Origin of the sequence: Paenibacillus sp. S28 (assembly GCF_016624415.1) — a bacterium.
In the GTDB taxonomy this organism is placed as follows: domain Bacteria; phylum Bacillota; class Bacilli; order Paenibacillales; family Paenibacillaceae; genus Paenibacillus_AQ; species Paenibacillus_AQ favisporus.
In genome coordinates, this window is sequence record NZ_JACVTM010000006.1 from 206,617 (window position 1) to 225,670 (window position 19,054).

Annotated in this window: 17 protein-coding genes; 14 read left to right on the plus strand and 3 right to left on the minus strand. The window is 55.0% G+C overall.

Annotated features, from left to right (window positions below; all coding sequences use genetic code 11):
• Positions 1-39: 39 nt before the first annotated feature.
• A complete protein-coding gene (locus IAE55_RS16680) occupies positions 40-666 on the minus strand; it encodes an FMN-dependent NADH-azoreductase (protein ID WP_200633294.1) in 627 nt (208 codons plus the stop codon).
• A gap of 211 nt (positions 667-877) precedes the next feature.
• On the opposite strand from IAE55_RS16680, the gene IAE55_RS16685 reads away from it, so the two are divergent.
• The 3 genes from IAE55_RS16685 (at position 878) to IAE55_RS16695 (ending at position 2,517) form a co-directional block, all read left to right on the plus strand.
• On the plus strand, positions 878-1,405 hold the full coding sequence (locus IAE55_RS16685; RefSeq protein ID WP_200633295.1) for a hypothetical protein: 528 nt from the start codon (positions 878-880) through the stop codon (positions 1,403-1,405).
• Positions 1,406-1,502: 97 nt separating this feature from the next.
• Positions 1,503-1,640, plus strand: a complete 138-nt coding sequence (locus IAE55_RS16690) for a hypothetical protein (protein ID WP_163872756.1) — start codon at positions 1,503-1,505, stop codon at positions 1,638-1,640.
• A gap of 229 nt (positions 1,641-1,869) precedes the next feature.
• Positions 1,870-2,517, plus strand: a complete 648-nt coding sequence (locus IAE55_RS16695; protein WP_145156803.1) for an S-layer homology domain-containing protein — start codon at positions 1,870-1,872, stop codon at positions 2,515-2,517.
• Positions 2,518-2,559: 42 nt separating this feature from the next.
• Here IAE55_RS16695 and IAE55_RS16700 read toward each other — a convergent pair whose 3' ends face one another.
• Entirely contained in the window at positions 2,560-2,799 is a 240-nt protein-coding gene (locus IAE55_RS16700) for a hypothetical protein (protein WP_105443571.1), read from the minus strand.
• 511 nt (positions 2,800-3,310) lie between these two features.
• Here IAE55_RS16700 and IAE55_RS16705 point away from each other — a divergent pair.
• From IAE55_RS16705 to IAE55_RS16750, 10 genes are all read left to right on the plus strand, one after another.
• The gene (locus IAE55_RS16705; RefSeq protein ID WP_076167874.1) at positions 3,311-3,643 is read left to right on the plus strand and encodes a hypothetical protein; all 333 of its coding nucleotides are present in this window, start codon (positions 3,311-3,313) and stop codon (positions 3,641-3,643) included.
• Positions 3,644-3,733: 90 nt separating this feature from the next.
• Complete coding sequence (gene essC / locus IAE55_RS16710; protein WP_200633296.1) at positions 3,734-7,723, plus strand: type VII secretion protein EssC; 3,990 nt, start codon at positions 3,734-3,736, stop codon at positions 7,721-7,723.
• A gap of 16 nt (positions 7,724-7,739) precedes the next feature.
• Positions 7,740-8,567 (plus strand): hypothetical protein, encoded by an 828-nt coding sequence (locus IAE55_RS16715; RefSeq protein WP_089546600.1) that lies wholly within the window; start codon positions 7,740-7,742, stop codon positions 8,565-8,567.
• 6 nt (positions 8,568-8,573) lie between these two features.
• Positions 8,574-9,629, plus strand: a complete 1,056-nt coding sequence (locus tag IAE55_RS16720) for a WXG100 family type VII secretion target (protein WP_200633297.1) — start codon at positions 8,574-8,576, stop codon at positions 9,627-9,629.
• Positions 9,630-9,756: 127 nt separating this feature from the next.
• A complete protein-coding gene (locus tag IAE55_RS16725) occupies positions 9,757-10,041 on the plus strand; it encodes a DUF4176 domain-containing protein (protein ID WP_105443569.1) in 285 nt (94 codons plus the stop codon).
• Positions 10,042-10,124: 83 nt separating this feature from the next.
• The gene (locus IAE55_RS16730; protein WP_076167864.1) at positions 10,125-10,400 is read left to right on the plus strand and encodes a WXG100 family type VII secretion target; all 276 of its coding nucleotides are present in this window, start codon (positions 10,125-10,127) and stop codon (positions 10,398-10,400) included.
• Positions 10,401-10,520: 120 nt separating this feature from the next.
• Positions 10,521-12,662, plus strand: a complete 2,142-nt coding sequence (locus IAE55_RS16735; protein WP_200633298.1) for a hypothetical protein — start codon at positions 10,521-10,523, stop codon at positions 12,660-12,662.
• A gap of 45 nt (positions 12,663-12,707) precedes the next feature.
• The gene (locus IAE55_RS16740) at positions 12,708-13,463 is read left to right on the plus strand and encodes a vWA domain-containing protein (RefSeq protein ID WP_076167860.1); all 756 of its coding nucleotides are present in this window, start codon (positions 12,708-12,710) and stop codon (positions 13,461-13,463) included.
• A gap of 13 nt (positions 13,464-13,476) precedes the next feature.
• Positions 13,477-14,286: a hypothetical protein gene (locus IAE55_RS16745; protein WP_240913011.1), complete on the plus strand. Its 810-nt coding sequence runs from the start codon at positions 13,477-13,479 to the stop codon at positions 14,284-14,286.
• 134 nt (positions 14,287-14,420) lie between these two features.
• A complete protein-coding gene (locus tag IAE55_RS16750) occupies positions 14,421-15,227 on the plus strand; it encodes an SDR family oxidoreductase (protein ID WP_076167858.1) in 807 nt (268 codons plus the stop codon).
• A gap of 85 nt (positions 15,228-15,312) precedes the next feature.
• Here IAE55_RS16750 and gluQRS read toward each other — a convergent pair whose 3' ends face one another.
• Positions 15,313-16,293: a tRNA glutamyl-Q(34) synthetase GluQRS gene (gene gluQRS, locus IAE55_RS16755; RefSeq protein ID WP_145156809.1), complete on the minus strand. Its 981-nt coding sequence runs from the start codon at positions 16,291-16,293 to the stop codon at positions 15,313-15,315.
• Positions 16,294-16,472: 179 nt separating this feature from the next.
• Between gluQRS and hrpB the strand changes: the two genes are divergently transcribed.
• Complete coding sequence (gene hrpB, locus IAE55_RS16760) at positions 16,473-18,980, plus strand: ATP-dependent helicase HrpB (protein ID WP_145156810.1); 2,508 nt, start codon at positions 16,473-16,475, stop codon at positions 18,978-18,980.
• The last annotated feature ends 74 nt before the right edge of the window (positions 18,981-19,054 follow it).

Below are 19,054 nucleotides of genomic sequence, written 5' to 3' on the forward strand. Positions count from 1 at the left end.
AGCTTCCGTGCAAATCATTTTATAAGCAGATAAGCAGGATTAAAAGTTCTTGGCGGCTTCGGCAGCTTTGGCTACACCGGCTTCAACCAATGCGGCAGCCTGATCCGGAAGCTGATTATGGCCTTCAACGATAATGGTCGTTACATTCTGGATCCCGAACAGACCCATGCTGCGCGAAACGAAGTTGACGGCCATTTCGCTGGCAGCGGCAGGGCCTTCGGAATAGATGCCGCCTCTCGCATTGAGGATAGCGACCTTCTTATCGCCAGCCAGACCTACAGGGCCCTCCGGCGTATATTTAAAGGTTTTGCCTGCACGGTTCAGGTAGTCCAGGTACGAATGAAGCACGGCCGGAACAGTCATGTTCCACAGCGGGAAGCCGAAGACGATTTTGTCGGCGGCCAGGAACTGATCGAGGTAGCGGTCGGCGATCGCTGCCGCTTCACGTTCCTCAGGTGTCGTTTCGATGCCGTTGGCGGTTTTATACAGGCCGGTAATCGTCGTATGGTCGTAATAACGCGGCTGTTCGGCGAACAGGTCCAGCTCCACGATTTCGTCCTCCGGATGAGCTGCCGTGTAGGAATCCTTGAAAGCATGATACAGCTTCACGCTGATCGCCTGGTCAATGGGACGGTTGTTTGCTTTGATAAAAAGTACAGTAGACATGGTGTAAACTCCTTTAAGTATAAAATAGTCACTAACTATGATAAATATAGTAAATTAAAATGTTTAAAAAGTCAAAAAAATATTTTTTTTGAGCAGAAACAGATGTCGAATGATGACGAAAATATTTTATGTAAAAGCGCTTTCTTTCCTGGTCATAATGGGACTAGTCATTCCAATATATAATAGTAAGGAATAGGGAGGTGGGGGAAGGATGGGCTTTTATCATCTGTTTTGGGGATTTTTGTTTATGTTTGATTTCCAAATCAACGGTTTTGACATTTTACCCGACGTGATCGGCTATCTGCTGTTCTATGTGGGGCTGGCCAAGCTGAACCGGCGCTCCGAGCATTTTCGCAAAGCCGGGAACACGGCGGCTGTCCTGCTTGGTGTGTCCGCTCTTGCCCTTGTTTTGTCGGTCTTGCCCCGGGCTTCTTCAGCGATCGGAATTCCGCTGGGCCTGATCATCCTCCTTCTGAATTTGTACATGGTGTTTCATATTTGTCAGGGAATCGGCGCTCTGGCTGGAAGGAGAGGTCTGTATCAGTTTCAAAGCATGGCTCTCCAGCGCTGGCGGTGGTATTTGCTGCTCGTGCCCGCGATGTTCGTCGTCCTGCTCATCGCTGCCCTGCTTCCAGCTGCGGCGCTCATTCTCGGGCTCGTGCTGATTGTGGCGTCTTTTGTCATAAATGTTCTAATGATGCTGCTGATGAGGGAAGCCGAGCATCACCTGCGCCGCTAGGCGCTGATTAAAGGCGGAAACGGCTGGGTATATATTCAAAACAGGAAGAAACTTCCTGGGTTTATAAGGAAAATTCAATGACAAGGAGAGGATGGGCATGTCCATTGACCGCTTTATTTTAAAAAAATTGGACTCCTGCCAAGAAGAACATACGCGCGCCAATCTAGTGCAGCTGTTCAAAATCCGCATCCAGAAAGCAGAAAGAGCAACCGGTTTCCATATGGGCAGACACTAGTTCATGACGATCAGGGGAGCCTTCACGGAATACTGGTTTACGATATCGAACTTTATCCTTTTGCAAGGTCCCCCGAAAATGCCAAAATAGCTTTAATGAAGGAGCCCCACTTTGTGGGGTTATTTTGTGCCCTTTTACCCGTCAATGCAACCTTTCTTTGCAACCTTTCTATCCACCAAGCCGTCAAACAGATCAGATTGGAAAATATTACGCATGGAGTGGATGCATCGTGAACAAATTGCTGCAGGGAGCCGTTGTGATCGCGGCGCTGATCGGCCTGGCCGCTTCACCGTCGCAAATCTACGCGGACGATTCCTTTAAGGATTTAACCGGAGTCCAGGAGAAAGAAAAAATTGAGAGCCTTCATGCCCGTGGATTGGTACAGGGGATGACTGGCGACGAATTCCGGCCGCAAGCCGGTCTGATCGCGTCGCAAGGCGTGACGATGATCGTCAAGTCGCTGAAGCTGAATCTGGATGGCATCGCATTTATTAAGAAGCCGGAGGCAAAAGACGTGTTCACCCGCGTCGCCAATGACGCCTGGTACGCACAGCCTTTTATCGTTGCCCATTATAATGAACTGGATATCCCGGCTAGCATCGAACCCGGCCGGACGCTGACCCGTGAAGAGTTTATTCACTATCTGGTTCAGGGCATCGAGCGCACCGGGGCATATCCTTTACCGAAAATATATATTCAAATCAGCGACGAGGCGAACATTACCCCATCGTACCAGGGAACGATTGAGCGTGCTTTGGTATATAAGGTTACGGCGTTAGACCCGGAAGGGAACATCCATCCAAAGGATCCGATATCCCGTGCCGAGGCTGCCGCCATGGTCTACGATGCAGTGGCTTTTGTGGAATCCCATCAGTAGTTGGGAACGCTGCCTTCATTAAACAAAAAAACACCATCCCTCTTAATAGAGGGACAGTGCTAGGGTGTCGTTTTCGCTCTTGCTGTGAAGGATGGCTTCGGAACCTTCGATTTCAATGCTGATCAGCGAATTCAAGCATTTCTGAAGTGCTCTTTTTCCGTTTTGAATTTTATTTTCCAAGGTGCCGCTCAGCAGCTTCAATATTTTCGAAGCAGGTTGTTTGCAGTCGGTTGTAAAATATACGGGTACTACTTTGTTTTGGAAGTTAATTAGTATTCTCATAGAAATCACCTCATTCGTGTTATTCCATACCTGTATTCTACCTGCCAAATATTAAAAAAACCTTAAAGAAAACTTATAAATAGTTAAATTGCACACAATTTTTCGGAAGTGAATATAATTAGAGGCTTCCGATTTTTTGTGTGTTTTCAAAAGCTGCGGCTCAAGGCTATAAATCTTTTAAGAGGGAACTTGCTTTCCTTGAATCTGCCTGTGAAACTGGGTATCAGGTATTATTTTCGGAGTGATAAAATAGGACCAGTATCTCCTTAAAAATGGATATAAAATCATTTACATACAGATAAATTCATCTAAAAATAGTACATAAGAACTATAAAACTCTAGAAGGTCGAGAATTAAACTAGTTAAAATGTCACAAATTGACAGGATTATGCACTGATGTTACATTATCATAAGGTTACAAAGTTTTCATATTTTCGCTTGGGTCTGCTGAAAGCTACTTCAATTACAATAAATAAGCTATTTCTACTATGGCAAGAAGGAGTGGACACCTTTGATTCTAACCGTGATGATCAGCGGCCAGGAAAGAGACTGGTTTGATGTCGAAGTGCCGGATGACTGCCCGGCGGCCCACCTAAAGGACATGCTGGGTGTTCGAATCTATGGGGAGGCTCCGCCTGAAGGCTCGCAATATATATTAGAAGGCAAATTTCCCGAGGGGCTCTGGTTCCCGGTAAAGGATGCCCAGGACGTAGCTGAAGCAGGACTTAGGGAAGGCTGTATGGTCCGAATCCAGCGGGCCTTTTCGACCACGACGGAAGAGGCGCCGAGCTTCGGCAGAAGAAATTTGTTTCAATATGAATGGAATCGGGTAATGGAAAGTTAAAAATGTTTTTTTTTTGGATTCCTGAACACTAGTACTTATTGCATGGGTAACCTGAAGGATTTTGGATGCCAAAAGAGGGGTTGACGCATTATGAATGTGTTATATCAACGTTCGCCCAGAATCAAACCGACGATCAAGGAACAGCGGCTGGACATCCTGAGGCCGCCGGGCGAGCCGAGTAAACCATCATTTTCTTTGGTTTCGATCATCCTCCCGGCAGTGATGACCATCTTCAGCATCGGTTTGTTTATCTACATGAACCTTACAGGGAATATAGCGAACAACACGTACGTCATGTTTCAAATGGTTTCTGTTGTTATGATGCTTACATCATATACGATCCCTTTCATCGCTTATCTGGGAAACAAAAGGAAATATAAAGAACAGCTGAACGAACGCATCAGCATGTATTATGCGGAGCTGGACAAGCTCAGGAAGGAGCTTGCCGCAGGGCAGAAGGAACAAGTGGACGTGCTGTACGATATCCATGGAGACCCCGAAGTCTGCTTTCATATCGTAAAAAACCGGAACAGCTCCTTGTGGGAACGTTCACCGGAAGACGACGACTTTCTGCATACGCGGATTGGTACCGGCAGCCTGCCGTTTCATACAAAGGTAAAGGCGCCGAAGCCCGAAGGCTACGTCAAGGATCCGCTCCTCGAAGCGGCGCAGTCGCTCGAAGAAGAGTTTCAGACTGTGCCAGGATCCTCTATCGTATTGCCGCTGTTTCAGGCTAAAGTCGTCGGGATCGTCGGCGATCGCGAGTCCGTCATGAACGCGCTTCGGGTGGTCGCCGTCCAGCTGGCCGTGCGGCATTCGCCGGATGAGGTGAAGCTGGCGGCGTTTTATGAGGAGAAGGATGCCTTCGATTGGGATTGGATGAGATGGCTGCCCCATGTCTGGGATGAGGACAGATCATCGCGTTATATGGCGGACCGCCGCAGCAGCGCCCACCAGCTGGCGGATGAATTGTTTCAGCGGCTGGTAAGGCGCAAGACGTCCCGTGCTTTTTCCGGCCGGAAGACCGTAGCCCAGCTGCCGGCCTATGTCGTCGTTCTGGCGGGGAGCGGGCTGATCGAAGAAGAACCGCTCCTGCCGCTGCTGCTGGAGGACGCTGCCGACGTCGATGCCTGCACGATCATTATATCGGACCGCAAGGAGAAGCTGCCGATGCAGTGCCAGCTGATCGTTGATATGTCCCAGGGGAGCGGCCAGTATTCGCTGAAACGGGAAGACGGTTCTTTTGAATTGCAAAGCTTTGAATCTGATACGATTACGCTGGAAAAGGCGGACGCGCTCGCCCGTTATATGGCCCCGATCCGGCTTAAGCGTTCGTCGGCTTCGGAAATTCCATCCCTGCTGTCCTTGTTCGACATGCTTGGCCTGGAAGACATCCGGGCGTGGGATGTACGCAGCAGGTGGAGGCACAACCGTTATCCGGAGAGCTTTCCCGTTCCGATTGGCGTCCGGGCCGGGGGCAAAAAAGTCATGCTCAACATTCACGATAAGATCGAACGGAACGGTCACGGCCCTCACGGCCTGATCGCAGGCACGACGGGATCCGGCAAAAGCGAAGTGATTCAATCGATCGTCGCTTCCCTGGCTGCGGAATACCACCCGCATGACCTGGCTTTCATGCTGATCGATTATAAGGGCGGCGGCATGTCCAACACGTTTAATCATCTTCCGCATGTTGTCGGAACGATCACGAATTTGAACAGCAGCCTGATCGAAAGAGCCAAGGTCTCGCTGAAGGCTGAGCTGGTCAGACGCCAGAAAATACTTAACGAATCGGGCAATCTGCAGCATATCGATGAATATTATAAGCTGCTTAGACAGCGGCAGGGACAACCCCTTCCGCATCTGGTCATTATTATAGATGAATTTGCCGAGCTGAAGCGGGACCAGCCCGAGTTTATGGATGAATTGATCAGCATAGCGGCAATCGGCCGCACGCTGGGCGTTCACCTGATTCTGGCCACCCAGAAGCCGGCAGGAGTTGTTGACGAGAAAATATGGAGCAATGCGAGGTTCCGCATCTGCCTCCGCGTTCAGGATGAAAGTGACAGCCGGGATATGCTGAAAATTCCCAATGCCGCCTGGATCACCAAACCGGGCAGGGGCTACCTTCAGGTTGGCAGTGACGAAGTGTTCGAGGAAATGCAGTTTGCATGGAGCGGGGCGCCTTATTTGGACCCTGAGGCCTCCCTTGAGAAACGGGCGGTAAGCGAAGTCGGGCTTAATGGCAAGCGGGAATGCCTGTTGTCCGGGGGCATGACCGCGGCCGAAATGCTGACGCAACAGCCGAAGCGACAGCTGCAGGTATTTATAGATCAGCTCGCCCGGACTGCGGAAGAAGAGGGAATTATCCGCCTGCAAGGCCCGTGGCTTCCGCCGCTTCCGGAACATTTGGAGCTGGATGCCGTCATGCAAGGGACGGATGCGGACAAAGTTGATGACATCGCCGGCATAGCCGGCCTGATGGACGATCTGCCGAACCAAAGCCAGAGGCTTCTGACCATCCCGATGCAGCAAGGACATTGGGCTGTGTACGGGATGCCGGGCCTCGGCAAATCGACCTTTGTCCAGTCCCTTCTGATGTCGCTGGCAAGATTGTACTCGCCGGCGGATTGGAACGGTTACGTTGTAGACATGGGCCGGGTCATGCGCGATTTTGCGGGGCTTCCCCACATCGGGGCGGTGATGACGGCCGAAGAGGAGGACCGGATCAAGAGGCTCTTCCGGTTTCTGATGAAGACGGCAGCCCACAGGAAAGAATTGTTCGCCGAGGCAGGCGTAAAGACGGCAGCCGCTTACAGACCGTTCCATCCTGGTTTGCTGCCTCAACTGGTCATCGTCATTGACGGCTATTTGAACTTCCGCAACATCTACCCTGAGGAAAACGAAACGCTGGAGTTTCTCCTTCGTGAAGGAGCGGCTCTAGGCATGACATTTGTCGTTACGGCCAACCGGATTTCTGATATATTCGAGAAAGTGCGGAGCAGTCTGACGAACGCTTTGGCCTTCGAGCTGGCCGACTCCGCCGATTATTATTATGCTGTCGGCAGACCGGGACGGATACCGGGCAGTCTGCCGCCGGGAAGAGGTTTGGTGAAGGGGTACCAGCCGCCGCTGGAATTTCAGGCGGCTTTACCGGCCGTTGGAAAAGATGAGGTGCAGCGTACGGAAGCGCTCCGAAACCGGATCCAGCTGATCCGCTCCCTGTATCCCGAGCAGCAGGCTCCGGAGATCGGGAAGCTGCCTGACCGTGTCACGCTCAGGGAGCTGCTCCCGCCGGCAGCCGGTTACGACCGGAATATATTGAACGGCGGCAGCCTCAAGGTGCCGCTCGGGCTGGCAACCGATGACCTAGACCCTTTCGGGGTCGACCTGCAGGAAGGTCCGCATTTTATCGTAGCAAGCCCAATGGAAGGGGGGAAAACCTCCTTCCTGCTGAGCTGGATGCTGTCCCTCGCACACCGCTATCCGCCGGAAATGCTACAGATGTATACCATCGATACCCGTTATGGGAACCGCGGGCTTAGCCAATTGGCGGAACTTCCGCATATTCAGGCTAGCGCCAGCCGCGAGGAAGAGCTTGGACCGCTGATTCAGCGGCTGTATGAACAGGTCCAAGCCCGGAGTCCAGGCCAGGAAGCGCCGGCTGCCGTGCTTGTGATCGATGATGCGGACCTGTTGGCGAAACAGCTCCAGGATTTTACAGTGAAAGAGCAGCTGACGGCGATCGTCCGCCAGGGCCGCGACCGAAATGTGCATGTGATCGTTTCAGGCGTGCCCGCTGATTTACCGACGTTCGGCGCAGACTGGTTTAACGATATTAAATCCTGCCAAAGCGGATTTTTGTTCGGGACTTTAGACCCTAACGATTTATCGTTCTTTCGTATTCCGTTTTCGGAAGCGAGTCATACCCAAGGGAGCTTGAAAATCCTTCCGCCGGGACAAGGGTACTATATTAAACGGAAATATTTCAGGGTTAAGGCCGCAATTCCGTTTGATGACTATTGGAACAGCCATCGCTGGGTTGCCGAAATTCGCGACCGATGGCATGTTGTCGTTTGAGGGGAGGTGGCTCATAATGTTGACGATTCATGCTTCCAGACAGGACACCATTACACTTGATAATAAAGAATTCTTTTTTCTTGCCGGGATTCTCGGTTCGGACCGGCTTCTCGGCGTGGAAGACCCATTTCAAGGATATCTGGCCGAAGAGATCTCGGAAGAATGGGATATTGTGAAAGCCTCTTTGCTGGAAAAGGGTTACCTCATTGAGGAAGAGAACGGCATAGAATTGTCTATGCCGCCCAAAATCTTTTCCAGAGTGGCGATTGCCGGCTTGGCGCAGCGGTCCTGCTGGCTTAAATATGTTCAAAACGACGAAACGTTCGAAGGCTATCTTCATGTGACCAACGAACGTGTCGTTCAAGTATGCAAATCCGCAGAGGACTGCCAGTACAAACTGGATGAGCTCGGGACCGTCGAGGAGGCCTGCCGCACGCTGGTGGAGGAAATGGACTTGAAAAACTTCGCGCCGATGGAGGCGCCGGCTTTGCTTCTCTCTAAAAAGAAGTTTGCCCATCTCTTCAGCCATACCTCGGAAATTCCGTTCGAAGAGCTCGGCGACCAGCTGGTAAAGGCAACAAACGATGTGGAAGGTTCTATCGCGCTTGCCAAATGTATGAAATACCGCACGGGTGAAGGTGAGCTGCAATTGTCGACTTGGACCGGCAGCGGCTGGGAGTCGCAAAATGCGGCGTTTATGGTCAATGACACGATGAACTGGCTCGTACGTATGAGCATCAAAGGGGATCAGGACTGGCTGACGGCCATACCGGCGAGCAGGGAGCAATTTGAGGAAATGCTGCTTCAATGGCTGAAGCAGCCTGCAGAATTAAATGGAAGGTGAGAGTCCGTGCGTATTTCTGTTGAACCGGAGTCACTCCGGTCTTTAAGCCGTCAGTTAGATAGAGGCAGTGAACAAATTCGGGAAATGACGCTCGCCTTGAATCAGGCGCTTGGGAACTTTAGGGGAGAAGCGGCTTTCCCGCAATCCGTAATGGACGAATGGCAGTCCGCACACCGGCAGGGGGAACAGATCTATGCCATGCTGAAGGATATCGGCAAATGGATCGAATCCAAGGCATCCGAATTCCAAACCGCAGACGAGCAGCATCATTCCATTCTGAACGATACCTTGATGTACTCAAGCCCAGCACTCATGTTCCAGTCGGCGGCCGTCTCCGGGAGAGAACCGATTCTGCCTGGATATGGGCTGACAGACGGGACGGTCTCCAATCCGTTATCCGCTGTTCAGGCCGTCCATGCCGAAGCGGGGGGCAGTTACTCGGGTTGGAACAGCCACGGGACGGCTGCCGCTAGAGCGGCGGCTGGGTTAGTGACTTTGATGGCTGGAGCTGTACTTCCTGCTGCTAAAGAAGCACGCTTGGGTACAAACAAAAACGAGCATGCCGGAAGTGCCAAGTTTTTGCTGGAGCGTGCCGCTAACAATCCTACAGCCTGGAGGTTCATCGACCCCAAGGCAGCGGGCAAAATCCGAACCCTGGGACAAGGACCGGGTGGCCATTCGGGAAATGAAGGCCCTCCGGGAACCGGAACAAAGCGTGAGCTGCAGCAGGAGAGCGGGGAAGAGGACAGGGCTCCCGGCCATCTCATGATCAATAACGGTATAGGTCTGGGTGCGATAGCTGGAAGTACGGCCATCGGGGCTGCGGTCGGATCCGTCGTTCCGGCAGCCGGAACCGCTGTAGGGGCATTTGTCGGTCTGGCCTCGAGTCTCGTCATTTCGGCTGTAACCGACATCGAAGTTGCCGGTAAAACGCTGAGAACGCATGCCTCAGGCGGGATGGACTTGGTGTCCGACTCCGTCAAGGCGGTTACCCATGGGGCGAGCATACTGGCGGACCAGGTGAAGGACAAGCTGAAATCGCTGGGCATGCGTTTTGCCTGAAACCGGATCCAGCAGTAGACGTGAAGTACCCTGTTATTTTTATCTGCATCTGATTCTATCACCGGATCGTGATTACCGGCTGCTTACCCATGAAGAATACATACTTAAATGAGAGGACGGACAAGCGATGGATAATGGGACTCCTTCACAAGCTTTGCTTCCGCTCGGATCTGTGGTTCTTCTCAGAGGAGCACAGAAGAAGCTGATGATTTATGGACGTAAGCAGATTCATCAGGAAAACAATCAGATGTATGATTATTTGGGGGTCGTATACCCGGAAGGATATATTGATCCGAATTATACATTTTTGTTTAATCATGAAGATATCGACAGTATTGAATTCAAAGGCTTTTTTAACAGCGAAGAGGAACAGTTTCAAAAAATACTGTCGGAGGTATCCGCGACAAGCTAAGCCAAATGGCATTTGTGATGTGCGGCCAGAGTTTAAGATACCCAAGGAAAGCATAGGAAACCGATAAAAGGGGAGGGACCATCATGTCAGGACGTATTTTGATTTCACCGGAACAGGTGGAGGCGGTCGCCAATCAATTTAAGCAGAGCGGAGAGCAGAGCCAGCAGCTCGTAGCGAGCTTGTCCCAAGCGATCCAGGGGATGGAGGGGCAATGGGAAGGCCTGACGAAGCAGCGGTTTTTCCAGGAGTTTCAAGAAGCCGGCAGACAGATGCAGTCATTTGTCCAGATTCTGAACAGCATCAGCCATGAGCTTGGGGCCATTGCCCAGAAATTCCGCTCTATCGATGAAACGAGATAATTTTAGCCATTCAAGTTACGGTTCGTTTACAGTAGAATAAGATCGTAGGAATCATCAACCGGGTGTATTTACTCCCGGTTTTCTTGCAGTCCATAAAGTTTAAGTGAAAGGGGGGTGTCCATGTCTTTTCAACCGAATGCGGGAGATGAGATGGTTATTAACGGGGTGCTGTACCGCGTTGGCCAGCATCCTGCCGCTCCCGGGTTAGCTTATGCGCAGGCAGGAAGGCAGGGAATCGTCTACCAGCTGATTCCTGCCAGCGGGCAGCTTCATGAAGCCAAAGCATTAAAAGTGTTCTTTCCGAAGTATCGTATTCCTGCGATGGTGTACCAGTCCGAAATGATGGAAATGTACAGTGAAAGTCCGGGTTTGCAGGTCTGCAGACGAGACGTGCTCACTCCCGAAAGAAACGAAAGCCTGATTGCCGAGCATCCGGACCTGCTGTATGCGGTGCTCATGCCCTGGATATACGGGCATACCTGGTTCGATATTATGACCGACCAGCGCCGGCTGCTTCGCGGGGAGAGCCTCGCGCTGGCCAAAGGGCTGGCGGCCATCGGATCAGGGATGGAGCAGCGCGGCTTGGCGCACTGCGATTTGTCGGCACCCAATGTCATGCTTCCGTTTTTTTCTGAAGTGGAATTGCCGGAACCGCGAAGCGTGGTCGAACTGGTGGACATTGAGCAGATGTACAGCCCGAAGCTGGACAGGCCTGATGTGCTGCTGGCGGGTTCACCGGGGTATGCCGCGCACCGGACGGTGCAAAGCGGGTTGTGGAGCGGTTATGCCGACCGGTTCGCCGGTGCGGTCATCATTGCGGAAATGCTGGGTTGGTGCGATCCCCAAGTCGTGGAGAAGGCCTGGGGGGAAAGTTATTTTGATCAGCCTGAATTGCAAAATCCGTGCGAGCGGTACTTTATTCTGAAAAATTCCCTGGAACGGAACTGGGGAGCGAAGACGGCGGAGCTGTTTGCGCGGGCCTGGGAAAGCCAGGATTTGAGCAGCTGCCCGACGTTCGGCGAGTGGCTGGTGCTGCTGTCGACGATGACGGAGAACAGCGAAAACGCGGATCAAAGCGTTACGGAGAAACAGGATGCGGTTCAGCCGGCGGAGTCTCCGGAGCCGTTGGTTTCCGCTTCCTCCCCAGCTTTGCGGCCGCCGGCGGTGCCCACTGCCAGAAGTTTCGTGGCAGCGGCCGCTGAGCGGGCGGCTGCCCTGACGAAGGGGGAAGAAGCTGCGTCCGGTGATCAGGATGTCGTCAACAGGCTGTTTCACCAGGCCAGAGAGCTCGAATCGAGTGGAAATCTGAGCGGTGCTCTGGAGGTGTACAAGTCCGCCCACCATTTTGTCAGCGAAGGCTCGCCGATGGAGATCGAGCTGGAAGCTGCGATTCGCGGACTGGAATCCGAGCTGAATCCGCCAGGTCCCGATCGGAAACAGGCCAAGGTCCCTTTTTACCAGTCGCGTAAATGGCTGACTTCGGCGGTGGTTGTCATCCTGCTTCTCGCCGGGACGGCGTTTGCCGTCAACCAAATCGTTGCCGACCATTCGCCAGGGAAGCACATGGAGGCGGGAGCCAGCACGAAGCCAGGCGGCGAGAAAGCTCCTGCGGTCCCGGATACAGCGCAAACGGATCAAAAGCAGGAGGAAGCGGACCGGCAGGCCGAGCTGCAGAAGCAGGAAGCCGCGCGGAAAGAGGAAGAAGCCCGGAAACAGGAAGAAGCTCGTAAACAGGCGGAAGCACAGCGCCTGCAGGCCGAGGCCGAGCAGAAAAAGCTTGAGGAGGCGCGCAAAGCCGAAGAGCGCAAGAAACTGCAGGATCAATACGCAGTCCAAGCAAAATATGACGCCTATTTGCAGCAGCAGAAGGAAAAAGCAAAGAAAAAGGCTGCCGAGCGGAAAAAACTGCAGGAAATGTACCAGAAGCAGGCGCAGTACGAAGCTTATCTTGCTTATCAACAGCAGAAGGAAGCGAAGGCGAGGGCAGAAGCGGAAGCGGCCCGTAAAGCAGCCGAGGCGAAGGCGCAGCAGCTGAAGCAGAAGCGCTCCGGCCAGGTCGTCCAGCTGATCGCTTACTACAATCAGGCCTTTAACGCCCAGCGGGGCGGCAACATTGAACGGGCGCGCTCCTATGCCAAGGATTTCGCCCGCCTGTATGAGCAGGATGCGGCGTATTTCAAGTCCGTCGGCAAGGTGGGAACGCGGGCGTCGGCCATCTACAAATTCCTGTCCAACGGCGCTTACTCGCTGCCTGACGTTTAGACATAGAAAAGACTAAGGAATTAATCAAAGGGGAGTTGTTTACTGATGAACTATACGATCCAGGCTTCCCAGCGGACTCCGGCGCTGATCATCTATCTGATCGATATCAGCGCATCCATGAATATGCTCATGGACGGCAAACGGCGCATCGACGTGGTCTACGAAGCACTGTCGCTTGCGATCCGCCAAATGGTGTACCGATCCACGAAAGGGAACCGGCTGACGCCCCGATACCGGATTGCCATCCTGGCTTACAGTGACGACGTGTACGATCTGCTGAACGGGATCAAAGGGATCGACGAAATTGCAGCGGTCGGTTCCCTGCCGGACTTGACCCCGAAGCGGTTTTCGGATTCGGCCAAAGCTTTTCAGCAGGCAGAGAAAATATTGCAGGCCGAGCTGCCGCGCATGCAGGACTGTCCGGCTCCCCTCGTCTGCCACATGACGGACGGAGTAACGACCGGAGAGGATCCCGAGCCGATCGCAAGGCGCATCATGAGCATGAGCGTGCCTGACGGGAACGTGCTTGTGGAGAACATCTTCATTTCCGATCACATGCTCGATCAGCCGATTGCCCAGCCGCGCCGCTGGAGAGGCATCCTGCCGGATACTCTCCTTCACGATGAGCATGCGGTGAAGCTGAGAAATATGTCATCTCCGCTTCCGGAGAGCTATCGGGACATGCTGGTCGAAGCCGATTATCTGCTTGCCCCGGGGGCGCTGATGATGCTTCCGGGAAGTTGTGCGGAGCTGGTATCCATCGGTTTTCAAATGTCGGCGGCCACGCCGGTAAGAGCTTAGGAGGGATCCGCCTGTGAAAATAAATTCGGCAGCAACCGGTGACATGTTTACGTTTATCAGCTCCCAGGCCCAGGAGCAGCCGCTCGCTTCCCATTCGGGACGGGTACTGTGCAGGTACGCTTACGGACGGGCGATGGAGACGCTGCTTCAGGGAGAGAACGGACAGGATTTCGTCGGTGTGCAGACGTACGGTGACGTGTGCAACTTTGTGCTGTGTGACGGCGTCAGTATGAGCTATCAAGGTGATTTTGCCGCCCGTTTTCTCGGCAACACGCTGCTGGATTGGCTGGACCATACGCGGGACTGGTCTTCGGCCGGATTTACGGATTTCATGACGTCCATCACCGAATCGGCTTCGGCGCAGCTCCGGCGGCTAGCTCCGCCGGGCGGGGTCCCCTCCTTACTTCGGGAGGTGCTGGAGGACAAGCAGCGTATGGGCAGCCAATCCATGTATATTTGCGGGCGGATTGAGCTGCCTATTAGCAGAAAGAAGCAGGGAAGACTGTGGATGGCGTGGCAGGGAGACTCGCGGCTGCGCTTTTGGAAGGACGGTCTGGAAGTCAGCGAGCACTTTGATGACACCTTTCGGACCAATGAGCGGTGGTCCACATTGACCGGACCCGTCGGCGGCAAACCGCATGTGTACCAAACCCGGCTGGATTACGGCATGCCGATGCGCCTGCAGCTGTATACCGACGGGCTCGCCGATCTGGACCCGATCCATCAGGTGCTGCCGGACGAGCTGATCCAGATTTTGCTCGATGCGCCCCACACCGAAGGGCTTCAGGATGATGCCGCTTTTCTTGAATTGCAGTGGTCGTAATGAACGGCTTGCTGCTGGCTGACCCTTTGCGGGTATAAAATTTGTTTGCTGCGCGATGATTAAGCTGACCTCCTTTATGGGTAATCTTGAGACAGATAACTATATTTGATGAGGATGAAAAAGGAGAGATAGCGATGAGTCAGCAGCAATACAACAGACAGCGATTCGAAGGGAAAACGGCGATTGTTACCGGCGCAGGCTCCGGCATCGGAAAAGCGGCGGCGATCAAACTGGCGCAGGAAGGCGCTAACGTGGCCTTATTTGATCTGATTAATGAACGGACTTCCAAGACGGAAGCGGAAATCAACGCGATTCGCGAAGGAGCGGCCCGCGCTTTTGACGTGGATACCTCCGATGCGGCACGTGTGGAGAAGGCGGTGTTGGAAACCGCCGAGCTGTTCGGCTCCGTGGATGTGGTGTTCGCTAACGCAGGCATCAACGGCGTGCTGGCCCCGATTGAGGAAATGCAGCTGGAAGACTGGCAGCAGACGCTGAGCGTCAATCTGAACGGTACGTTTTTGACGGTGAAATACGCGATTCCGCATCTGAAAAAAAATGGCGGAAGCGTCATTATCACCAGCTCGATTAACGGCAACCGCACCTTCTCCAACTTCGGCATGTCGGCTTACAGCACGTCCAAAGCCGGGCAAGTCGCTTTCGCCAAAATGGCGGCGCTGGAGCTGGCCAAGTTCAAAATCCGCGTGAACGTCATTTGCCCCGGCGCGATCTCGACCAACATTGATCAAAGCACGGAGAAAACGGAAGAGCTGAAAGAAATCGTCATCCCGGTCAAGTTTCCGGAAGGAAGCCAGCCGCTCGCCGACGGGCCGGGTCAGCCGGAAGACGTGGCGGATCTGGTGGCCTTCCTGGCTTCAGACGAGTCCAAGCATATTACGGGAGCGCAGATCATTATCGACGGTGCGGAATCGCTGTTGGTTTAACAGTTTTTCGGTTATATAAAACGGCAGCTCAAGCGGTGGATGCCCTTGAGCTGCCGTTTTTTTGCGGCCGTATCGTGAGAACCCTTTAACTTTCGTACAACCGAGCAAGGAGCTCTTCTGTCATAACGACCTGCTCGGCTGGAATGAGGCTCAAATCAAACCGGCCGATCAGCTCCCGGGGAGCGGCCGGATCCGGCGTGGGCACGAGTCCGCCGATCCAGGCCAGCCAGCCGGTGAGCTTGTCCGGGGATACCCCTTGCTCCCGAAGCGCCGCCAGGCTCGTGTTCCCGTGCCGTTTCGCCAGGCGTTTGCCGTCCGTTCCCATAAACAAGGGAACGTGGGCAAAGGCAGGAATCTCCCAGCCCAGCGCCTGGTAGAGCTGGATCTGCCGCGGCGTTGAATCCAGCAGGTCGGCGCCCCGCAGAACGTGCGTGACCTGCATCATGGCGTCGTCCACGACGACGGCCAGCTGGTAGGAAAACATGCCGTCCGCCCGCTTAACGATAAAGTCGCCGGTGGCTGCCGGGTCAGAGCTGTGCCGTCCGCTGACGCCGTCGATGAACGCCACCGGCTCCTCCCCGACCCGGTACCGGATGGACGGCTGCTTCAGCTTGGCCTTGGCCGCCCTCTCTTCCGGGCTGAGATTCCGGCAGGTGCCGGGATAGGCCGGCCCTTCCGCGGCGAGTCCGTGCGGTGCGCTGGCCGCGGACAGGAGATCGGCACGGCTGCAGAAGCAGGTGTACAAGGCGCCCTGCTTCTGCAGCTTGCCTAGGGCGTCTTCGTAATGCTGAAGCCGTTCGCTTTGCGTATAGGGAGCATAGGGACCGCCGACGTCGGGCCCCTCGTCCCAGTCGATGCCCAGCCAGCGCAGATCGTCCAGGATCTGCCGGGCCAAATGCGGCTTGGACCGGGGTTTGTCGATGTCTTCCATACGGAGGATGAAGCTTCCGTGCCCGGAGCGGATTTGCAGCCAGGCCAGCAGGGCTGTCCAGGCATTGCCGATATGCATTTCCCCGGAGGGGGTCGGGGCAAACCGTCCGCGCAGCTTCGGGTTGGTTGGGTTCATGATGAGCAGTCTCCTTTCCCCAATCATCAGTCAGGTCGGTCAATCCGAATGGATACATTTTATAGCAAACCTGAATAGATATCCAGCGCATGCAAGCTTTATAATAGAGGGATACAGCGTAGTCGGGCGATCGTCTGGGCCCGATCCTTACCTTACATAAAGAGAAAACGGGTGGAATTATGACAGAATTGGAGCTGCCGGTACTTCAGGTCATGCCGGAGCTGAAAGAAATATTGAACCGCCGCACGTCGGCGCTGCTTATTGCTGAGCCGGGAGCAGGCAAAACGACCCAAACCCCGCTCGCCTTCCTCCATGAAAGCTGGCTGGACGGTAAAAAAATCGTCATGCTGGAGCCGCGCAGGCTTGCGGCCCGGTCGGCTGCTGCTTATATGGCCTCGCAGCTGGGCGAGAAGGTCGGCCAAACCGTCGGCTACCGGGTCCGGATGGACAGCAAGACCAGCGCGTCCACACGGATCGAAGTCGTGACGGAAGGAATATTGACGCGCATGCTGCAGAGCGATCCGGAGCTTGGCGGCGTCGGCATGATCATCTTTGACGAGTTCCATGAGCGCAACATTCATGGCGACCTGGGGCTGGCGCTTGCGCTGGAATCCCAGGCAGTCCTGCGGGAGGACTTGCGCCTGCTGATCATGTCGGCCACGCTGGAAGCGGAGCCGGTAGCCGCGCTGCTGGGCGGAGCGCCGGTCGTTCACTGCGCGGGCAGGCAGTATCCCGTCGAGACGGTCTATGCCCCGCCGGCGGCGGGAACCCTGCTTCATCAGGCCGTGGCCGCGGTCGTTACGAGGGCCTTGTCCGCCCATGACGGGGACATGCTCGTGTTCCTTCCCGGAGCGAGGGAGATCGGCCAGGTTCGCCGGGAACTCGAGCAGAGGGGGCTGCCCGCGGGCTGTGTGATCCGTCCGCTGCACGGCCAGCTCCCGCAGCAGGAGCAGGATGAAGCCGTAGCTCCGGACAGGCAGGAACGCCGGAAGATCATCCTCAGCACCTCGATCGCGGAAACGAGTTTGACGATCCAAGGGGTCACGATCGTGGTCGACGCCGGGCTGATGCGGACGCAGATGTTTTCTCCGCGGACCGGCATGTCCGGACTCACGACGGTCAAGGTGTCCAAGGCGTCGGCGGATCAGCGCAGAGGCCGTGCCGGGCGGACGATGCGGGGGACCGCCTACCGGCTATGGAGCCGGGAAGAGCAGGACTTTCTGCCGGAGCGGAGCACGCCGGAGATTATGCAGACCGATCTTGCCCCGCTGGCGCTTGAGCTTGCAGCCTGGGGGGTGAAAGACCCGCTCAACCTGCAGTGGCTTGATCCGCCGCCAGCAGCGGCGTTTGGGCAGGCGGTAGAGCTGTTGAAGCGCCTGGGAGCCCTTGATAGTGGAGGCGGGATCACCGGACTGGGGAAAAAGATGTCCGCAGCCGGGATGCACCCCCGTCTGTCGCGGATGGTGCTGCTGGGTGCCGCGCAGGGACATGGGATGCTGGCGGCCGTATTGGCAGCCCTTTTGCAGGAACGGGACCTGTTCCAGGGACAAAGTATGGACCGGGACGTCGATATCCGGAAGCGGGCCGAAGCCGTAGCTGCATGGATGCGCGGCGGCCGGGGTGCGCTGTCCGGCCTTGCGGACGAAGGGCGAATCCGCCGTATTGAGCAGGAAATCCGCGGTATTCGCGCTTCAATGGATTTGGATGCCGGTGCGGCGATCAATGAAGAATACGCAGGTCCGTTGCTCTCCTTGGCCTATCCCGACCGGATCGGACAGAACCGGGGTAACGGCAGGTTTCTGCTGACTTCGGGCAGGGGTGTAGAAATCGGGCAGGTTCAGCTGTTGAGCCGTGCGCCGTATATCGTGGCAGCCAGCGTGGATGACGCCAAAGGGGCGGAGGGACGGGTGCTTCTTGCCGCACCTCTTCCGGAGGAGGAGCTGTTCGCACTTCATCAGGACGGCATCATCCGGGAAGGAGCGATCGCCTGGGACCGGCAAATCCAGGGGGTTAAAGCAAGGCAGGTGACGAGACTGGGAGCAGTCATCCTCCGTGAATCACCGGTCCCCGCGCCGCCGTCAGAGGCCGTAGCCGAAGCACTGCTGGACGGCATTGCCGTCGAGGGTCTGGATATCCTGCCGTGGAACAAGTCGTCAACACAGCTTCGGCAGCGTCTGCAATTCATGCATCTGATGCATGCCGACTGGCCGGATTTTTCCGGAGAGACCCTCTCTGGGACTCTGCGGGAGTGGCTTCAGCCATACCTGCACGGGATGAAGAAAAAGAGCGATCTGCAGCGGCTGCATATGTCCACCGTCCTGGAACAGAGCCTGACGTGGGAGCAGCGGAAGCAGCTGGATGAGGAGGCGCCGACGCACATCACCGTACCGAGCGGTTCGCGAATCCCGGTGGACTACAGCGACCCGGCCAAGCCGGTGCTTGCCGTGAAGCTTCAGGAAATGTTCGGATGGCATGAAACGCCGCGCATCGGCAGGGGGAAGGTGCCGCTAACCCTGCACCTGCTGTCCCCGGCTCAGCGGCCGGTACAGGTGACTTCGGACCTGGCCAGCTTTTGGAAGCAGGGGTATTTTGACGTCAAAAAGGATCTCAAGGGCCGCTATCCCAAGCATTACTGGCCGGACGACCCGCTCGAAGCTGTACCGACAAGGAGAACCAGGCCCCAATAATGTTATGGCCTCACATTCGGTTTATTGTTGTTTGCAAACCTCTGGGCTGGGGTAATAGAAGTCATAACAACAAT